This window comes from Acidobacterium sp. FHG110202_01 (assembly GCF_059115305.1).
This window is the reverse complement of record NZ_JBZYWJ010000004.1, coordinates 334,070-351,894: the sequence shown is the minus strand read 5'-3', so window position 1 is coordinate 351,894 and position 17,825 is coordinate 334,070. Positions and strand designations below refer to the sequence as shown.

The window sequence follows — 17,825 nt, the reverse complement described above, 5'->3', positions numbered from 1 at the left end:
CAATAGTGTATAAGCCCCGATGGATCTGCTTGGCATCTACATTTCCGTACCGTTTTGCCGCTCGAAGTGCACGTATTGCAACTTTGCGTCGGGAGTGTTTCCGGCGACTTACATGGAGCGGTATGTCGAGCGCGTCTGCGAGGACTTGAGCTCCGCCGCTGCGTTTCCTCTTCCGGGAGCCATGGATTCCATTTATCTCGGTGGTGGCACGCCTAGTCTTCTACCTCCGGAACTTTTTGAGAGACTGTTCGGCGCGATTCGTGAGCGTTTTGAGATTGCTGCTGGTGCTGAGATTACGGCGGAGTGCGCTCCAGGACAGCTGGCGGATGATGTACTCAGCGCGATGGCGGAATGCGGCGTCAACCGCATCAGCTTCGGTGTGCAGTCCTTTGTGGATCAGGAGGCAAAGGCGACGGGCCGCCTGCATACGCGGGCCATGGCGCTTGAGGATATTCGCCGCGTGCGGCAGGCGGGTATTGCGCGCGTCAATGTCGATCTGATTGCGGGATTGCCGCACCAGACAGAAGCTTCGTGGCGGGAGTCGCTGGCTGTACTGGCGGAGACGGGCGTGGACCATGCCAGCATCTACATGCTTGAAGTCGATGATGATTCGCGGCTGGGACGGGAAGTACTTAACGGCGGCGCGCGTTATTTTGCTCCGGCGATTCCTTCTGACGATGCGATTGCTGATATGTACGTGAGCGCTATGGAGGCGCTTGCAGCCGGCGGGCTGGAGCAGTACGAAATCTCGAACTTTGCACGTGCCGGCGCCGAGTCTGAGCACAACAGGAGGTACTGGCTGCGGCGGCCTTATCTCGGGCTTGGCGTGGATGCGCATTCGATGCTGCGCGGGGAAGATGGCAGCTCTGTTCGTTTTGCCACCACGGATGATCTTGAAGGTTATCTGAAGTCTCCGGGATGGGGAGAACAACACCGGCTTTCGCTTCAGGAAGAGCTCGAGGAGGCCTGGTTTCTGGGGCTGCGGTTGAATGCAGGCGTGAATCTGGCCGCGCTTGAAGCTGAGTTTGGCGGGGAAGCTGTGGAGGGCTTTCGGTCTGTGATCGACGAATTGGTTGCGGATGGGCTGGTTCGGGTAACTGATGATTCGGTTGTGCTGACCTTGCGCGGGCGGCTGCTGTCCAATGATGTTTTTGAGCGGTTTCTTGGGGTTAGGGAAGCTGTTGTCAGTTGAGTATTGTGGCTACTCAAGCAAAAAGCAGGTTCTTCGACTACGCGCTGCGCGCTCCGCTCAGAATGACAACTTGGAATAGAGATCGCTCAGTATGACAATGCTTTTCTGAGAGAATACGTTCATGTCCACCAAAGCCGAGCATAGCGACGAAGTATTTTCGCAAAATCCAGTCGGTGTAATCGACCTGCGCAGCGATACCGTAACCAGGCCGACTCCAGCAATGCGGTCTGCCATGGCGGCGGCTGAGGTTGGGGACGATGTCTACGGCGAGGATCCTACCGTTAACATGCTCGAGAGCAGCGCGGCGCAAATCTTTGGCCGCGAGGCTGCGCTTTTTGTGCCTACGGGAACGATGGGGAACCAGATCGCCATCAAGGTACATACGCAGCCGGGACAGGAGGTGATCTGCGAATCGCGCGCGCATATTGTGGACTGGGAGATGGCGATGGCCGCTGCCTTTTCCGGATGCCAGCTGCGGCCGGTCTATGCGGAGCGCGGCATTCTTACATGGAAGCTTGTTGAGTCTGTTCTGAAACGGGCCAGCACGCACAATGCTCCTACCGGGCTTATCTCGCTTGAGAATTCGCACAACATGGCGGGGGGTACGGTGACTCCGCTGGAGGTATTTGGCGAGATATGGAATAGCGCGAGCGAGCTGGGCATTCCGCTTCATCTGGATGGCGCGCGCATTTTCAATGCCGCAGCGGCATTGCGCATGCGTGTGGCTGAGCTGACCAGCGGATTCAATACGGTGATGTTCTGCCTGTCGAAGGGGCTTTGTGCTCCGGTGGGGTCGGTGCTGGTCGGGAGCCGCCGCGTGATTGAACGGGCGCGCATGATCCGCAAAGCACTCGGAGGAGGCATGCGGCAGGCGGGTGTTCTGGCTGCTGCCGGATTGATCGCTCTCGAAGAGATGCCGAAGCGGCTCCATGAAGACCATGCGAATGCGCATTTTCTCGCGGAGCAGCTGGCTCGTCTGCCGCAGATCGAGCTTGATCTTGCTACGGTGCAGACGAACATTGTGATCTTTACGGTGAAAGCCGAAGGGAAGGCCAGCGAACTTGTGGCGCGGCTCAAGCAGCGCGGTGTGCTCTGCGGGACCGTCGGGCGCAATGCTGTCCGTTTTGTGACCCACCATGATGTAGATCGCGCGGCCTGCGAGGTGGCTGCGCGGGTTGCGGCGGAAGAGATTGCCAGACTATAGATAGGCCATCACCTAGATACCTTGACCACAGAGAGCACGGAGGACACAGAGAACTGAGCACAAGACTGCTGTGGACGTAGTTTTGTGAAACCGTGTACATTTCAGAGGAGACGCTATGAAATTCGCTTTGCCGCATACGGCGGCGCGCATAATTGCGGACAGCGAGTTTTCTATTTGAAAGAAGGGAAGTCACCGGGCAACGTGAACCTGACACTCATCGACTGGCTCATCATGCTGTTGTATTTCGCTTTTGTGCTGGGCATTGGCTTTGCGCTCAAGCGGTTCATGCGAACGAGCCAGGACTTTTTCCAGGCGGGGCGCTCGCTGCCGGCGTGGATCTGCGGGCTGGCGTTTATCTCGGCCAACCTGGGCGCGCAGGAAGTGATCGGAATGGGCGCTTCCGGCGCGAAATACGGTATTGCGACGAGCCATTTTTACTGGATCGGCGCGATTCCGGCGATGCTCTTTGTCGGTGTCTTCATGATGCCGTTTTATTACGGCTCGAAGGCGCGCTCGGTGCCGGAGTTTCTGCGGCTGCGCTTCGATGAGAAGACGCGCGCTTACAACGCCTGCTCGTTTGCCGTGATGACGGTGTTTTCGTCGGGCATCTCGATGTATGCCATGGCGCGGTTGATCCAGACGCTGCACGTGTTCGATGCGCTGTTTCTGAAACTTAACCTGCCTGTCGAATGGATCTTTCACTTCGCGATTTTTATTTCGGCGATCATTGTTCTTGGCTATATCTTTGCCGGCGGACTGACGAGCGCGATTTATAACGAAGTCCTGCAGTTCTTCCTGATCGTTGCCGGATTTCTGCCGCTGGTCTGGGTTGGCTTGAAGAACATTGGCGGATGGAGCGGGTTGAAGGCTGCGCTGCCTGCGGCCTATACGCACTCGTGGCATGGGATGACGAATGCGCAGACCAATCCGCTGGGCGTGGAGTGGTTCGGGCTGGCGATGGGGCTGGGGTTCGTGCTCTCGTTCGGCTACTGGTGTACGGATTTCCTTGTTATCCAGACGGCAATGGCTACGGACTCGGAAGAATCGGCGCGCAGGGTTCCACTGATCGCGGCGATTCCGAAGATGTTTTTTCCCTTCCTTGTGATCCTGCCGGGACTGATCGCCATTGCGACTCCCGCGGTGACGCAGCATGCGATGATGCAGGCACCTTCTTTGAATGCCCCGGCAACGCCATCGGCAGCGAACGATCTTTCCGATCCGACGAAATACAGCAAGGGGCTGATTCCGGCGAAGGTGAATCCGGTGAATGGCAAGGTGATGACGGACGAGCACGGAAAGCCGCTGCTCGATTACGATCTTGCAATTCCGAATATGCTGCTGCACTACTTTCCGACGGGGATTCTCGGGCTGGGATTGACGGCGCTGCTCGCGAGCTTCATGTCGGGCATGGCTGGAAATGTTACGGCGTTCAATACTGTCTGGACGTATGACCTGTACCAGTCTTATATCCACAAAAATGCTCCGGATGCGCATTACCTGAAAGTTGGCCGTTGGACGACGGTGGTCGGCATCCTGATTTCAATCGGAACCGCGTACCTTGCCACGTCGTTCAACAACATCATGGACACGCTGCAGCTGGTCTTCTCATTTGTGAATGCGCCATTGTTTGCGACGTTTCTGCTGGGCATGTTCTGGAAGCGCACGACAGGCCACGGCGCATTTACCGGATTGGTGAGCGGCACCATCGCAGCGATTCTGCATCATGGATTGACGCTGCCTGCTGATGCGCATCCGGGCATTCATGGCGGATGGATTTCAGTTATCCACAGCTATCCGAGCGATATGGCACAGAATTTCTGGACGGCGATCTGGGCATTTTCCACAAACTTTATTGTGACCGCACTGGTCAGTCTCGTGACCAAACCGCGGCCCGATGGCGAACTGGTCGGACTGGTGTACTCGCTTACGCCCAAGCCGGTGGAACATCATATGGCGTGGTATGCGCGTCCCAAGGTGATTGCGGTGGGATTGATTGTGCTCCTCGTTGGGCTGAACCTGATTTTCCGATAGTGAGTTCTGGAGAGAACGATGAGTCTTGATCTGCGGATTCCGATGGGGCTGATGTTTACGATTGTCGGCGTGATTCTAACGATCTTTGGAGTGGTTACGCATGGAAGCGTGATCTATGAGCGCTCGGCGGGAATGAATATCAACCTGATATGGGGCGTGGTGATGCTGGTTTTCGGGATGACCATGTTCCTGCTGGGCCGCGCGAGTGACAAGCGCGCGGCATCCGCGCAGCCTGTCGAAGGAACGAACCGTCCGCTGGGTGGCGGACGCGGCCACTAAGCATTGCATGCAGCAGCCGCGCGCTTCGCGCGCCATTCTTGCTTGTTCAGGCTGATTCAACTTCTTTCCGCTCCCTTTGGTCGCTTGCATTAATCACCCGATGATTTCTTGCCCTCCCACCCTTTTATCGAAAAGCGCGATGAAAGGATGGGGCACCCTTATGGTGCTGCTGCGAACAAAAAGCAGATCCTTCGCTGCGCTTTGGATGGCAAACTCTTAATGAGTGAATGAAGCAACGACCAACGGAGTGGACGAGTTGTGCCAATTTAGAAAATGCAGAAAACAAAATGGCGCAAAGCGCGCTACTGCTGCATGCAATGCTTAAACTAAGAGTAGATGAAACATCGCACGATTGAGCACTATGAGCTGGTTCGCAGGCTGGGCGCGGGCGGCAGCGGAGTGGTTTACCTCGCGAATGACACGCTGCTGATGCGGCCCGTGGTGCTGAAGATTCTGAAGCGCGGCGCGCTTACGCTTGAGCAGATGAGGACGACGGTACTGCGCGAAGCGCGCATGGCGTCAGCCATTGAGCATCCGAATGTCTGCGCCATTTACGAAGTAGGCGAAGAGGGCGAAGAAGCCTACATCGTGATGCAGTATGTTCCGGGGCAGTCGCTGGACAAGATCATTGCCAAGGGGCCGGCGAGCATCCAGCTTGCGCTTTCGGTCGGTATCCAGATTGCGGATGGTTTGAACGCCGCGCATTCGCTGGGCATTTTCCATCGAGATTTGAAACCGGCAAATGCGATTCTGACCGATGGCGGCCTGGTCAAGATTCTGGATTTCGGTCTGGCGCGGCGCATCAATCCTGAAGAAGCGGAGTTTGATCCGTCGAAGTCATCGCGGCGCAAGACGGGCCCTGTGAGTGCGACGTATACGGCGCGCGGCGGCACGATTGCTTACATGGCTCCAGAGCAGTTCGTGACCGGGCAGAGCAGCGTGCAGAGCGACATCTGGGCGCTGGGGGTGATTCTGTATGAGCTGGTGAGCGGGCGGCATCCGTTCTCGCGGCCTGATGCGGATGAGTTCCAGAGCATCCGCGCCATCCAGTTCGTGGATCCTCCGCCGCTCGATCAGTGCTGCCCGAATGTTCCGGCTGAGCTGAGTTCGGTAATCCTGCGCTGCCTGGAGAAGAATCCCGCGGAGCGATATGCCAGCGCCGCGGATGTTCGTGAGGCGTTGAAAACGATCATGAGAGCGCTGCAGATCGAGACGGGAGTGATTCCCGGCGACGCGGCTGCGCAACTGCCTGTCTCTACTCCTGAAGATGCGAAGCGAACTACTGGATTACTTTCGATGCTGGCTGAGCGGTTTCGTGAATCGGCGGACACGCAGGCCAAGCAGAACTCGATTGTGGTGCTGCCGTTCAAGAACTTCGGGCCGTCTGAAGTGACGCCGCTTTATGGCTTTGCTCTGGCGGACGCGATTTCAGCGCGCATCTCGCGCATGTCCTCGCTGGTGGTGCGGCCCACGAGCGCGCTGATGCATCTTCCGCTGGCGCAACTTGACCCTCTGGAGATCGGGCAGAAGCTGCTGGTGCGCTGGGTGCTGACGGGGAATTTCATTCGCTCAGAGAAGGGCTTTGACCTGAACTGGCAGCTGCTCGATGTTTCGCGGCAGAGCGTGAGCGGCGGCGGCGCTATCAGCGTTCCGTCGTTTGACCTGGTGGCTGTGCAGACGGAAATCTGCAATGAGGTGTTTGCTTCGCTGCAGGGAATTGGGCAGTTTGCCCAGACGAATGACCGGTCCACGGTGCCGCGAACGAAGCTGACGGAGGAACTTTCAGAAGAATATCTGCAGGCGCGTGCTGTGCTTTCTTCATTCATGCAGCGCACGGGCAGCAAGACCGATCTCGACCACGCGCGCGAGCTGTTCGACAGCGTGGTGCAGACCAATCCGGCATACGCTCCTGCATGGAGCGGATTAGGGATCACGCATCTGCAATATGTGCGGCATGGATTTGGCGGGCACATGCACGTGCTGGCGGCGCGGCGCGCCTTTGACCACGCATTGCAGCTCGATCCAGGCTCGATCGAAGCGAATCTTTACCGCGTGTATATGCTGCTTTCCCGCGGTGAAAAAGAAAGCGCGCGGCACGGGATTGAGCATCTGCTGCGCACCGCCTCGAATGACTGGAATGTCCACATGGTTGCGGGGATGACGCTGCGGCTCGATGGCATGTACGAAGAGGCGCTGGACCAGTTCAACCAGTCGTTGAAGCTCAATCCATCGAATGCGCCGGTGATTTATAACCACCGCGCGCGCGTTTATCAATATCAGAACCAGCTTGAGCTTGCGGATGAGGAACTGGAAAAAGGGCTGACGCTGGAGCCGAAGCATCCTCTGCTGCGCACAGCGCTCGCTTACCAGCGTATGCGCCAGGGTGATCTGCGGCAGGCGATTGAGATGCTCGAAGCCGTGATTCGCGATGATGACAGCATGCGCATCGCTTTCCCGACGCTGGCCATGTGCTATGTGCAGGTAGGCGAGCGCGAGCGGGCTGCTTCTCTGATTTCGGAAGACTCGATCTCCGCTGCTGAGGCGGACAGTGAGATGGCGTACCGGCTGGCAACGTATTTCGCTGTGGAAGGCGATGAGAGCGAGGCGCTGCACTGGCTGCGCCGCGCGATTTATCTGGGGAATGAGAACTATCCCTGGTTTGCCAAGAATCCGGCATGGAACCGGCTGCATGGGCATATCGATTTTGAGCGCATCCTGGAAGATTTGAAGAAGAGCTTCCGGAGAAACCAGAAGACGTGGAAGCGGCTACTGGCTCAGGTGTGACAGGGTACAGGGTGCAGCGCTCAGGGCGCAGGGCACAGAAAAGCAAGTCCTCGACTAAGCGCTGCGCACTTCGCGCAGGATGACAATTCATTCATAGCTAGGTTTCTTTAGCCAATCTTTTGGGAGCGGTGTTTTTCCAGGCTGCTTCGATGGCTGGTTTTACGACTGTCTTTGTGGCCTTCTTCAGATGTACGTGCGTTGCCCCATTTTTGCCCCAGTATCCGGGGACGGGCGTGAAGACTTCCGGGGCACTCTCCACGAATTTGTCCTGGTCGAGCGGTGAGAGTTTGACCATGCCGTAAGTCTTGTCTGGATAGGCAAGTGTGGCAAAAATTTTTTCCGGCGACGCGGAAGTCGGGGTGGCCCATGTGCTCGGCTTCGATCGTTTCCGGGAAGTTGAGCGCGAGACGGCGAAAATCGTTGGCGGTCATTGATATTTTCCTGAACAAGATTTTGTGATGCCCCGTCCTTTCATCGCACTTTCCGATGAAAGGACGGGCAGCTAATGTTTTTGGCGACTACTTCTCCTGCATCGCTGTCTGCATTTCCTCGGTGGACACATCTTTGATGTGTGTTCCAATCCACCACTGAAAGCCGAAAGGATCTTCGACTCCGGCTGAGCGGTCGCCGTAGAACTGATCGGTAGGCTCGCGGAGGCTCTTTGCACCGGCGGCGAGCGCCTGCTTGTAGGTTGCATCGCAGTCCTTGACGTAGAACATAAGGCTGACGGCGGAGCCGCCAAGATGCTGCGGGCTGTAGATTTGTCTCTCGGGAGCTTCATCGGCAAGCATGATGCAGGAGTCGCCGAGTTCGATCTCTGCGTGGCCGATGCGTCCGCTGGTGTCCGGCATGCGCATGCGCTCGGTGGCACCGAAGGCTTTCTTATAGAACTCAATGGCGGCTGCTGCTCCGCGGATGTGCAGATAAGGCTGGATGCTGTGGTATCCATCGGGAATGGGTTTCACTTCTGGCATGGGTTCTCCTCCTGACGCAGTCCATTTTCGTTCATGAGGCGGGACGTGTGGATTGTAAAAAATTGACCAATAGAGGGAAGCAGGGAATAGGGATTATCCCATATTAGGAATTGATATAGCCGGGAAGGAAACTGCAGGTTCCTTCGGCTGCGCTCAGGACAGGCTCCTCCGCTACCCTTCCCCTTCACTTCGTTCAGGGTCAGGGTCCGGTCGGGATGACAATTCGTTTAGCGATCACACTAAAAAATAATTGCTCTAGACGATCGGGACGTGGTTCAGGTGCGGCGTTGACGTTTGCAGGTAGACAGAGGGTGTGATTCCGGAGAAGGCCTGAAAGTCGTGAATGAAGTGTGCCTGGTCATAGTAGCCGCAATCGAGAGCAATCTGTGCCCATTCCACCTCGTTCATGCCATGCACTGAGTGAAGAACACGCTGGAAGCGGCGCACGCGACAGAATGTTTTAGGCGTGAGTCCTACCTGCTGATGGAAGAGCTGGATAAAGCGGCGCTGGCTTAGTCCGACTTTGTCCGTGATCGAAGCTACGGTCGCTACATGCGGCGCACGGCCGATGCGATAGAGCGCATATTCCACTGCCGGATGCCATGCAAGAGGCCGCGCCAGCTGAGCCAGCAAATCCTGCTCAAGACCCTGGAACATGGCGGAGACTGAAGGCGCGGCCAGCATGCGCTCGCGAAGTTCTCCAGTGCGCGCACGCCACAGGTCTTCGAGCGTAATATCGAGGTTCTCCGCTTCATCGGCGGGTATGCGGAAGAATGGAAATCCGCCGCCGGGATGAAACTGAATACCGACGACGCGCTCCTGCTCCTCAGTATCAATCACGAAGTAATTGGAGCGCGCTCCAGAGAACACAGCAGTGCCATACGTGTCGTAGCGGCTTAAATCCTCGGAATGATAGATGCGGATGGGGTAATCGCGCAGATTGAAGATGATGGTGGATTCGCCGGTGGGCATCAGCCGCTCGTGCGTATGCGCTGGCATCGTGTCTGATTCCCAGTACCAGAAGCACTGGACGAAGGTCCCGAGCGGAGCCGGCGGATGATAGAGCAGGGAAGGCATAGGCAGCCTCAGGGAAAGTGTACGCTTTACTTTTCTCTCGCTACTACAAAATCCGGAACCCAGAGAAGAGCGCGCTTGTAGTCGGAATCAGGCAGGACAGCGAGCGCGGCGCGGGCCTTCTCTGCGTGCTGGAAGGCGGAGCTCATGGCGTAATCGACCGAGCCATTGCGCGCCAAGATGGTGAGGATCTCCTCATGGGTGACGCGGTCGAAGCTCTGGTCGGTGAGTACGGTCAGAATGGCTGCGCGGTCTTCTGCTGTGCCGTTTTCAAGCGAATGGATGACGGCGAGTGTCGCCTTGCCTTCGCGCAGATCGCTGGCGACAGGCTTGCCCAGGACTTCTTCGGTTGCGGTGAGATCGAGCACGTCATCGACGATCTGAAAGGCCATGCCGAGCGCGTGGCCGAATTCGCCCATGGAGGCTTCAGCTTCTCCATTGACTTTGGCGAGAACGGAGCCGAGGCGCATCGAGACTTCAAAGAGGCACGCGGTCTTGCGATAGATGAGGTCGTTGTATTCCTGCTCGGTGACGGCGCGGCCAAGGGTTTCCATCTGGAGCAGCTCGCCTTCGACCATCTGCTGGGTAAGGCCGATGAGCAGGTCGAGCACCTTGAAGCTGCGTTCTTCGAGAGCCACGCGGAAGGCCTGCATATAGAGCCAATCGCCCGCGAGCACGCACTTGGCGTTGCCCCATGTTGTATTGGCTGAAGGCCGGCCGCGGCGCGTGTCGGCGGCATCGATGATGTCGTCATGGACGAGCGTGGCGGTATGCACCATCTCGACCACAGCGCCGAGGCGGACCATGCCGTGCCCTGTATAACCCTGCGATTTGGCTGAAAGCAGCAGCAGCGATGGGCGGATGCGCTTGCCGCCGCCTTCGCGCAGGTAATCGGAAATTTCCGTAATGGCCTTGACGGAGGAGACGGCGTCTTTGCCAAACTCGCGCTCGATGGCGCGCAGGTCGTCATGCAGCAGGTCGAAGACCTCTTTTGCCGTCGCTATGGTGGTCGTGCTCAAGGGCGCTCCGTCTTTTCCTAATTTGACCGGTAATTCGTGAACTGCATATCGATGCCGAGGTCTTTGGCCTTCAGCAAAGCAATGACCTCTTGTAGAGTATCGCGGTCTTTGCTGCTGACGCGGACAGTATCACCTTGTATGGATGCCTGGGCCTTCTTTTTCGAGTCTTTTATGATGCGGACAATGTCTTTTGCCTTCTCGCCAGGGATGCCCTGCTGCAGGGTGATTTTCTGGCGTACGCTCGATCCAGCGGCCGGCTCGACTTTGCCATAGGTCAGCGCCTTAATGGAGATGCCGCGCTTGATGAGCTTCTGGCGCAGGATTTCGTTGACGGCTTCGAGCTTGTATTCGTCGGCGGAGGCGAGCTGGAGGGCTTCGTCGCCTTCGAGCTTGATCTCGGAGTTCGAGTCCTTGAGGTCGAAGCGGGCGCGAACTTCCTTGGTCGCCTGCTCGATAGCGTTCCGGACTTCCTGGATATCCACTTTACTTACGATGTCAAAAGAATTGTCCCCGGCCATGACTCAAGCTCTCTTTATTTTGAAGTTGATGGAAAAGCTCTAAGCTTCAGTGTGCCATGCCCGGAGGGATATTGAAAAACTGGTGAAAGTTTTCCGTGGTGCGGGACGCTATTTCATCCACAGGCAGATCGCGGATTTCGGCCAGTTTTTCAGCAACGCCGGCGACCCAGGCGGGCTCATTGCGCTTGCCCCGATTGGGCACGGGCGCAAGGAACGGCGCATCAGTTTCGACCAGCATGCAGTCCAGCGATAGCTGTGCGGCAACGTCGCGGATGGGCTGTGCCTTGGGGAAGGTGATGTTTCCGGCAAAGGAGATGAGGAAACCACAGTCGATGGCGCGCCTGGCGTGCTGCCACTCCCCGGTAAAGCAGTGCAGGATGCCGCCAAGGCCCTTCGATGACCATTCGGACTCGATCATCTCCAGTGTGTCGTCCCAGGCATTGGTGCTGTTGTCTGACGGTCGGCAGTGGATGATGATCGGCTTCTTATGGGCCGCGGCGATTTCCATCTGCTGGCGGAAGACGGCCTTTTGCGTTTCGCGCGGTGAGTGATCGTAGAAGTAATCAAGGCCGATCTCTCCGCAGGCGATGACTTCCGGCTGCTGGAGCAGGTCGTTGAGCTTGGCGAGTGCGGCTTCATCGGCCAGCTGTGCCTCATGCGGGTGGACTCCGGCGCTGGCGAGAATGCGCGGCGTTTCCGGCCTGCCGGCGTATTGGCGGCTCAAATCGAGGGCGCGATGCATGGTGTCCGGGCCGTCGCCAATGCCTATGGAGAGCACGGTGCGCACGCCCGCAGCCCAGGCGCGCGCGAGCAGGGCTTCGCGGTCTTCGTCGTAGCGCGGGCTGTCGAGATGAGCGTGGGAGTCGACCAGCAAGATGGTTCCTCACAAATATTTTTGAAGGGGCACGGCTTTAGCCGTGCCAATTTATACGCCTGATTTGGGGCTTCAGCCCCTGAGGGTGTTTCGCCTCGGCGGCTAAAGCCGCGTGTTCAGTCATTTTTTATGGCACGACTGAAGTCGTGCCCCTTCAAAGACAACTACTTTAATCGTGCGCCGATTTCTACGTCTTCGAGAAAGCCGGCGAGAACGGGCTTGCCTTTTTCCCCGATTGAAGCAGCGACGATCATGCCGTTCGATTCAAATCCGCGAAGCTTGCGCGGCGCGAGGTTGGCAACGATGACCACCTTGCGGCCAATCAGCGATTCCGGCTCGTAGGCTTCGGCGATTCCGGCGAGAATCTGACGTGTTTCGTAGCCGAGATCGACTTCGAGGCGTAACAGCTTGTCAGCCTTGGGCACGCGCTCGGCGACCTTCACCTGGGCGACTCGCAACTCGACCTTGGAGAAGTCGTCGATGGTGATTTTCTCTGAAGCTGCCGGGGCCTGTACTCCAGTTGCAGGTGCCTGTGAGCCGCCAGAAATATCATTCCGGATCGCATCGGTGAACGCGGCTGCCGCACTGCTTTCGCTGGTGGATTCCGAGATGGCAACGGCCAGACCATCGACGATGGATTCGAGCTTTGAGGTGTGGTGCTCCGGCGTTGTGGGCTGAGCGGATTCGACTGCCTTTGTGTTGTTCTGTTCGATTTCCTGCATACGGGTGATTGCGTCCTTTTCTGCGCGGGGGAAGACCGGGCCGAGCTCGCCGAGTCTGGTGCCGGGTTTCAGGCCTCCCCATTCGAGATTTTTCAGATCTGCTTTCTTGATGTCTCCAAGACCAAGCTGTGCCCAGACTTTCGCGGCTGCGTCGGGAATGATCGGATAGACGAGCGCGGTGATGATGCGGATGGCTTCCGCTGCAGTGTAGAGAATGTCAGAGCGGTATTGTTTTTGATCTTCTTCGCTGACATCGCCATGCGCCTTCCATGGAGCGCGTGCAGTGAGGAAGCCGTCCACATTGCCGATAAAGCTCCAAAGTGATTCGAGCGCTCGCGAGAAGTTCAGCGAGTCGAATTCCTTGCCAAAACTGGTAGTAAAAGCTGCTGCATCCTCGCACAGCCCTATATCGCAGGCGGCTGCGCCTGGGATGACTCCATCAAAATATCTCTGAATCATCGACAGTGTGCGGCTGGCGAGATTTCCGTATCCGTTCGCAAGATCGCTGTTGTAGCGCTGCACCAGTGCGTCGAAAGAGAAGCTGCCATCCTGTCCGAAGACGATTTCGCGCAGCAAGAAGTAACGCAGCGCATCAGTTCCCAGCACATCGAGAATCGTTTCGGCGCGCACGATGTTGCCGCGCGATTTCGACATCTTGCTTTCTTCAAAGAGCAGCCAGCCGTGGGCGACGATGCTTTTCGGCAGCGGCAGGCCTGCGGCTATCAAAAATGCGGGCCAGTAGACGCAGTGGAAGCGGCTGATCTCCTTGCCGACGATGTGCAGGTCGGCGGGCCAGTAGCGATCGAATTTCGATGGGTCGTCGCTGCCCCATCCTAGTGCGGTGATGTAGTTGGCCAGCGCGTCGAGCCAGACGTAGATGACGTGCTTCTCGTCGCCGGGAACGGGGATACCCCACTTGATGGTGGTGCGGCTTACTGACAGGTCTTTGAGACCGCTGCGCACGAAGGAGATGACTTCGTTGCGGCGCGTTTCCGGGCGGATGAAGTCCGGGTTTGCTTCGTAGAACTCAAGCAGCTTGCGCTCAAAAGCCGAGAGCTTGAAAAAGTAGTTTTCTTCGCTGATGGTTTCGGTGGGGCGTCCGCAGTCCGGACAGGGCGCGCCGGGAGGTACGTCGACGTAGGCCTCATCGAAGACGCAGTACTGGCCGGTGTAGGAGCCCTTGTAGATGTATCCGCGATCCTTGAGCAGGGTGAAGAACTTCTGCACGGCGCGCTTGTGGCGCGGCTCGGTGGTGCGGATGAAGTCGTCATAGCTGAGGCCCATGCGGTCCCACAGGCCGCGGAACTCGGCTGCTACGTTGTCGGTGAACTGCTGCGGGTCGATCTCGGCCTGGCGGGCGGAGCGCTCGATCTTCTGGCCGTGCTCGTCGGTGCCGGTCAGAAACCAGGTGTCGAATCCGAGGGCGCGTTTGCGGCGGGCGATGGCGTCGGCCACGATGGTGGTGTACGCATGGCCGATGTGCGGACGCGCGTTGACATAGTAAATCGGCGTGGTGAGGTAGTACTTACCGGGGTTCGACATGAGCAGAGACTATTTTCATCTTAGAACAGATTCTTTAGTGGTGTGAGGCTTCAGCTCTGCGTCAAATGTGTCAATTGGGAAAGGTGACTTTTTACCGCAGAGGACGCAAAGTGATCGCGGAGGCACGCAAAGGAAAACCTTCCACCACAGAGATCACAGAGGACACAGAGACGCGCAGCAAGCCTGTTTGCCTGATAGAATCGAGCAGTAAAATCAACTCTTTCAACTGGTTTGTTGCTCCCACGTGTATCTAAGAGAACAGAAGAAGCTGCTTGCCCGCCTGCGCGCGATTCTGCGTGACAAATTCCAGATCGAGCTGGACACGATTGCTATTGAGCAGCCGCCGGAGATCAAGTTCGGCGAGTATGCGCTGCCTATTGCCTTTGAGCTGGCGCGCAGGTTGAAGAAGGCTCCGCGCAAGATTGCCGAAGAAATCGTAGCCGAACTCTCATCATCCATAGGCGCTGAGCTTGCTCCGCTGGAAGGCTTTGCCGGATTCGAGGTCGCGGGCGCCGGGTACATCAATGCGCGGCTTGATCGTGGAGATGCCGCGCGCGAGATTGCTGCAGGCTCTGACGTGGTGGTTGCGGAGACTCCGCTGCATGAGCTGGTGGAGCACACCAGCATCAATCCCAACAAGGCTGCGCACGTAGGCCATCTGCGCAATGCGATCCTTGGCGATACGTTTGTGCGCCTGCTGCGCGCTGCAGGCCACAAGGTCGATGTGCAGAACTACATCGACAACACTGGTGTGCAGGTGGCCGATGTTGTTGTCGGGCTCACGCATCTTGAAGGGCTTTCTCTGAGCGGTGTTCAGGAGCTGATGGCGAAGCTCGCGGCAAGCGGCGAACGCATTGACTACTACTGCTGGGACCTGTACGCCCGCGTCTCGCAGTGGTACGACGCCGACGAGCAGGAGAAACAGGCGCGCAGGCAGATCCGGCTTGACACGCTGCATGACATCGAACATGGCGGCAATGAGGCAGCGCAGATTGGCGAGATCATCTCGACGGCTGTACTGAAGCGGCACCTCGAGACTATGCTGCGGCTTGATATTGAGTACGATCTGCTGCCGCGCGAGAGCGAGATTCTTCACCTGCACTTCTGGAACCTGGCCTTTGAGCAGTTGAAGAACAAGGGCGTGCTGTATTTCGAGACCGAAGGTAAGAACAAGGGCTGTTGGGTGATGCGCAGGCCTGGTGCTGGCCGCACGGGCGGACTACTGCGCGAACCCATTGGAGACAATGGTGCGGAAGGCGAAGAATCCGATGGGCCAGATGAAGATGCTAAGGTCATTGTCCGCTCGAATGGGACGGTGACGTATGTGGGCAAGGACATCGCGTATCATCTCTGGAAGTTTGGACTGCTGGGGCGCGATTTTGCTTACAGGAAATTCTTCGAGTATCTGAACCATACCTGCTGGATCTCTGCCGAAGAGGGCAAGGCCGATCATCCCCACTTTGGCGGAGCGCAGGCGATTTACAACGTCATCGATTCTCGGCAGTCTGATCCGCAGGCGAATGTGATTGAAGCGCTGCGCGGTCTCGGATACACAGAGCAGGCGGCGCGTTATACCCATTTTTCTTACGAGATGGTTGCGCTGACTCCGCGGTGCGCTGAAGAGCTTGGCTACGAAATCTCTGATGAAGACCGCGCGCGGCCTTATATCGAAGTCTCAGGGCGCAAGGGCTTCGGCGTGAAGGCGGATGACCTGATCGACAAGCTGATTGCCGCGACACAGAAGGAAGTCGACAGCCGCCATCCTGAACTGAGCGCGGACGAACGCGGGCAGATTGCGAAAGAGATCGCCGTCGGTGCGCTGCGCTACTTCATGCTTAAGTACACGCGCAATACTGTCATTGCTTTCGACTTCAACGAAGCGCTGAGCTTCGAAGGCGAGACCGGGCCTTACATGCAGTACGCGGTCGTGCGCACACGCAGCATCTTCCGCAAAGGTGAAACGACGGCAGAGCAGGCGCTGGCTGATTTCGCCGGTGTCGATGCTTCTCCTTACCTAGCAGGAGAAGAAGGTGACGGCATATGGCAGGTGTGGCTGCGCGCGGCCAAGACTTCGCTGCTGCTCGACCAGTGTATTGCCACTGCCGAGCCCGCCTATCTGGCGAAGCATGCTTTCCAACTGGCGCAGGAGTTCAGCAATTTCTACCGCAAGCACCACATCCTGACCGAGGCTGATCCTGAGCGGAAGAAGTTTCTGCTGGCTACGGCTGCGATTACGCAGCGTGAGCTGATCCGCTCACTGGCGTGGCTGGGGATTCATGCTCCAGAAGTAATGTGATTCCAAGTCAGGATCCCACCCTTTCGCAAAAAGCGCGAAAGGATGGGGCACCCATGTTTTTGGCTACCGGCGCAAACTGCAGGTCCTTCGACTGCGCTCCCTACGATCGTTCCGCTCAGGATGACAAATGGAAGCCAGCCAGCTACTGCAGAGGCTGACCATCTGCGGTTAATTGCTGCAATTGCTGCTGGTCGTATTGCTTTACTCCATCGGGCAGCGGGGCATAGTTCAAGCTGCCGGCGGTAGCCTGGCCGTCGGTGATGACGTACTGCACAAAGCTCTTCAACGCAGCGCGCTTCGCTTTGCCGGGACCATCTTTCGGGATGATGAGGAAGGTCAGGCCGGAGATCGGGTAGGCGTCGCTTGCCGAGGCTGGCGGGTTCACAATCGGCGCGCGCGGATCCTGCGCGAGCTGGCTGCCGAAGGCGTTGATGGCTGACGTTGTCGCCGCGGCTGTGGGGGAGACATACTGGCCAGCCTGATTCTTGATCTTCACTACAGGAAGATTGTTCTGCTGGGCGTAGGTCAGTTCGACGTAGCCGATGGCTCCGGGGGACTGGCGGATGTTTCCGGTTACGCCTTCACTGCCTTTTCCACCAAGACCGACGGGCCAGCTTACCGAAGCGCCTTTGCCTACCTTGCTCTGCCATTCAGGGCTGACCGCTGCAAGATAGGTGGTGAAGATATTCGTGGTTCCGCTGCCGTCGGAGCGGTGGGAGATCACGACGGGCAGTTTCGGGAACTTTACTCCCGGGTTGTCTTTGGTGATGGCAGGGTCCTGCCAGCTCTTGATGGTTCCGAGGAAGAGGGCGGCGAGCGCTTCGGGAGAAAGCTGGAGCGGCTGATTCAATCCAGGGATGTTGTAGGTGATGCAGACCGGGCCGGCTGACTCGGGGATCTGAATGACCGGCTTCATTTCACCGAGCTGCTGGTCAGTGAGAGCGGCATCTGAGGCGCCGAAGTCGACGGTGCCGGCTTTCACCTGCTGGATGCCTCCGCCGGAACCGATGGACTGGTAGTTGATCCGGACATTGGAGTGTGCCTGCGAGTAGTCAGCCGTCCAGCGTGTCATGACCGGGTTGACGAAGGTACTGCCTGCTCCGGAGAGCATGACGTTCTCTGAGCCGGGGTTTGAATTACAGCCTGCGCTGACCAGGGCGATGGTGGCAACTGCCAGCTTCCATGAAATCGAGAATTTGTTCACTTGGGCCTCCCTCCAAGAGAGTCTGTTGTTGTCCTACGCCCTAAGGATGCCTTGAGCAGGTTTTTCCCGGATGAATTTTGTTCTGGAATCTGTGAATTACCCCATTTCACTG

14 protein-coding genes are annotated in these 17,825 nt (G+C 57.6%); 6 read left to right on the top strand and 8 right to left on the bottom strand.

The features are described 5' to 3' along the window. Positions 1 to 19: 19 nt before the first annotated feature. The 5 genes from hemW (at position 20) to AC5S16_RS10480 (ending at position 7,490) form a co-directional block, all read left to right on the top strand. On the top strand, positions 20 to 1,192 hold the full coding sequence (hemW, locus tag AC5S16_RS10500; protein ID WP_493930011.1) for a radical SAM family heme chaperone HemW: 1,173 nt from the start codon (positions 20 to 22) through the stop codon (positions 1,190 to 1,192). A gap of 121 nt (positions 1,193 to 1,313) precedes the next feature. Continuing rightward, a complete protein-coding gene (ltaE, locus tag AC5S16_RS10495) occupies positions 1,314 to 2,396 on the top strand; it encodes a low-specificity L-threonine aldolase (protein ID WP_493930010.1) in 1,083 nt (360 codons plus the stop codon). A gap of 201 nt (positions 2,397 to 2,597) precedes the next feature. After that, positions 2,598 to 4,427: a sodium:solute symporter family protein gene (locus AC5S16_RS10490; protein ID WP_493930009.1), complete on the top strand. Its 1,830-nt coding sequence runs from the start codon at positions 2,598 to 2,600 to the stop codon at positions 4,425 to 4,427. Between the two features lie 18 nt (positions 4,428 to 4,445). After that, the gene (locus AC5S16_RS10485; protein ID WP_493930008.1) at positions 4,446 to 4,706 is read left to right on the top strand and encodes a hypothetical protein; all 261 of its coding nucleotides are present in this window, start codon (positions 4,446 to 4,448) and stop codon (positions 4,704 to 4,706) included. 336 nt (positions 4,707 to 5,042) lie between these two features. Beyond that, on the top strand, positions 5,043 to 7,490 hold the full coding sequence (locus AC5S16_RS10480) for a protein kinase domain-containing protein (RefSeq protein WP_493930007.1): 2,448 nt from the start codon (positions 5,043 to 5,045) through the stop codon (positions 7,488 to 7,490). A 97-nt stretch (positions 7,491 to 7,587) separates the two neighbouring features. Here the strand turns inward: AC5S16_RS10480 and AC5S16_RS10475 are convergent, their stop codons facing one another. From AC5S16_RS10475 to metG, 7 genes are all read right to left on the bottom strand, one after another. Further along, positions 7,588 to 7,785 carry a hypothetical protein gene (locus tag AC5S16_RS10475; protein ID WP_493930006.1) on the bottom strand — a complete coding sequence of 66 codons (198 nt, stop codon included), beginning with the start codon at positions 7,783 to 7,785 and terminating at the stop codon, positions 7,588 to 7,590. A 223-nt stretch (positions 7,786 to 8,008) separates the two neighbouring features. Beyond that, positions 8,009 to 8,464, bottom strand: coding sequence for a VOC family protein (locus tag AC5S16_RS10470; protein WP_493930005.1), 456 nt, complete (start codon positions 8,462 to 8,464; stop codon positions 8,009 to 8,011). A 255-nt stretch (positions 8,465 to 8,719) separates the two neighbouring features. Further along, the gene (locus AC5S16_RS10465; protein ID WP_493930004.1) at positions 8,720 to 9,541 is read right to left on the bottom strand and encodes a DUF6597 domain-containing transcriptional factor; all 822 of its coding nucleotides are present in this window, start codon (positions 9,539 to 9,541) and stop codon (positions 8,720 to 8,722) included. Between the two features lie 26 nt (positions 9,542 to 9,567). Continuing rightward, positions 9,568 to 10,557 (bottom strand): polyprenyl synthetase family protein, encoded by a 990-nt coding sequence (locus AC5S16_RS10460; RefSeq protein WP_493930003.1) that lies wholly within the window; start codon positions 10,555 to 10,557, stop codon positions 9,568 to 9,570. Positions 10,558 to 10,574: 17 nt separating this feature from the next. Further along, entirely contained in the window at positions 10,575 to 11,075 is a 501-nt protein-coding gene (locus AC5S16_RS10455) for a YajQ family cyclic di-GMP-binding protein (protein WP_493930002.1), read from the bottom strand. A 46-nt stretch (positions 11,076 to 11,121) separates the two neighbouring features. Beyond that, entirely contained in the window at positions 11,122 to 11,949 is an 828-nt protein-coding gene (locus AC5S16_RS10450) for a TatD family hydrolase (protein WP_493930001.1), read from the bottom strand. A gap of 164 nt (positions 11,950 to 12,113) precedes the next feature. Then, a complete protein-coding gene (gene metG, locus AC5S16_RS10445) occupies positions 12,114 to 14,213 on the bottom strand; it encodes a methionine--tRNA ligase (protein WP_493930000.1) in 2,100 nt (699 codons plus the stop codon). A gap of 244 nt (positions 14,214 to 14,457) precedes the next feature. Here metG and AC5S16_RS10440 point away from each other — a divergent pair, with 244 nt between their 5' ends. Further along, positions 14,458 to 16,509 carry an arginine--tRNA ligase gene (locus AC5S16_RS10440; RefSeq protein ID WP_493929999.1) on the top strand — a complete coding sequence of 684 codons (2,052 nt, stop codon included), beginning with the start codon at positions 14,458 to 14,460 and terminating at the stop codon, positions 16,507 to 16,509. Positions 16,510 to 16,651: 142 nt separating this feature from the next. Here AC5S16_RS10440 and pstS read toward each other — a convergent pair whose 3' ends face one another. Further along, positions 16,652 to 17,713 carry a phosphate ABC transporter substrate-binding protein PstS gene (gene pstS / locus AC5S16_RS10435; protein WP_493929998.1) on the bottom strand — a complete coding sequence of 354 codons (1,062 nt, stop codon included), beginning with the start codon at positions 17,711 to 17,713 and terminating at the stop codon, positions 16,652 to 16,654. Positions 17,714 to 17,825 lie beyond the last annotated feature (112 nt).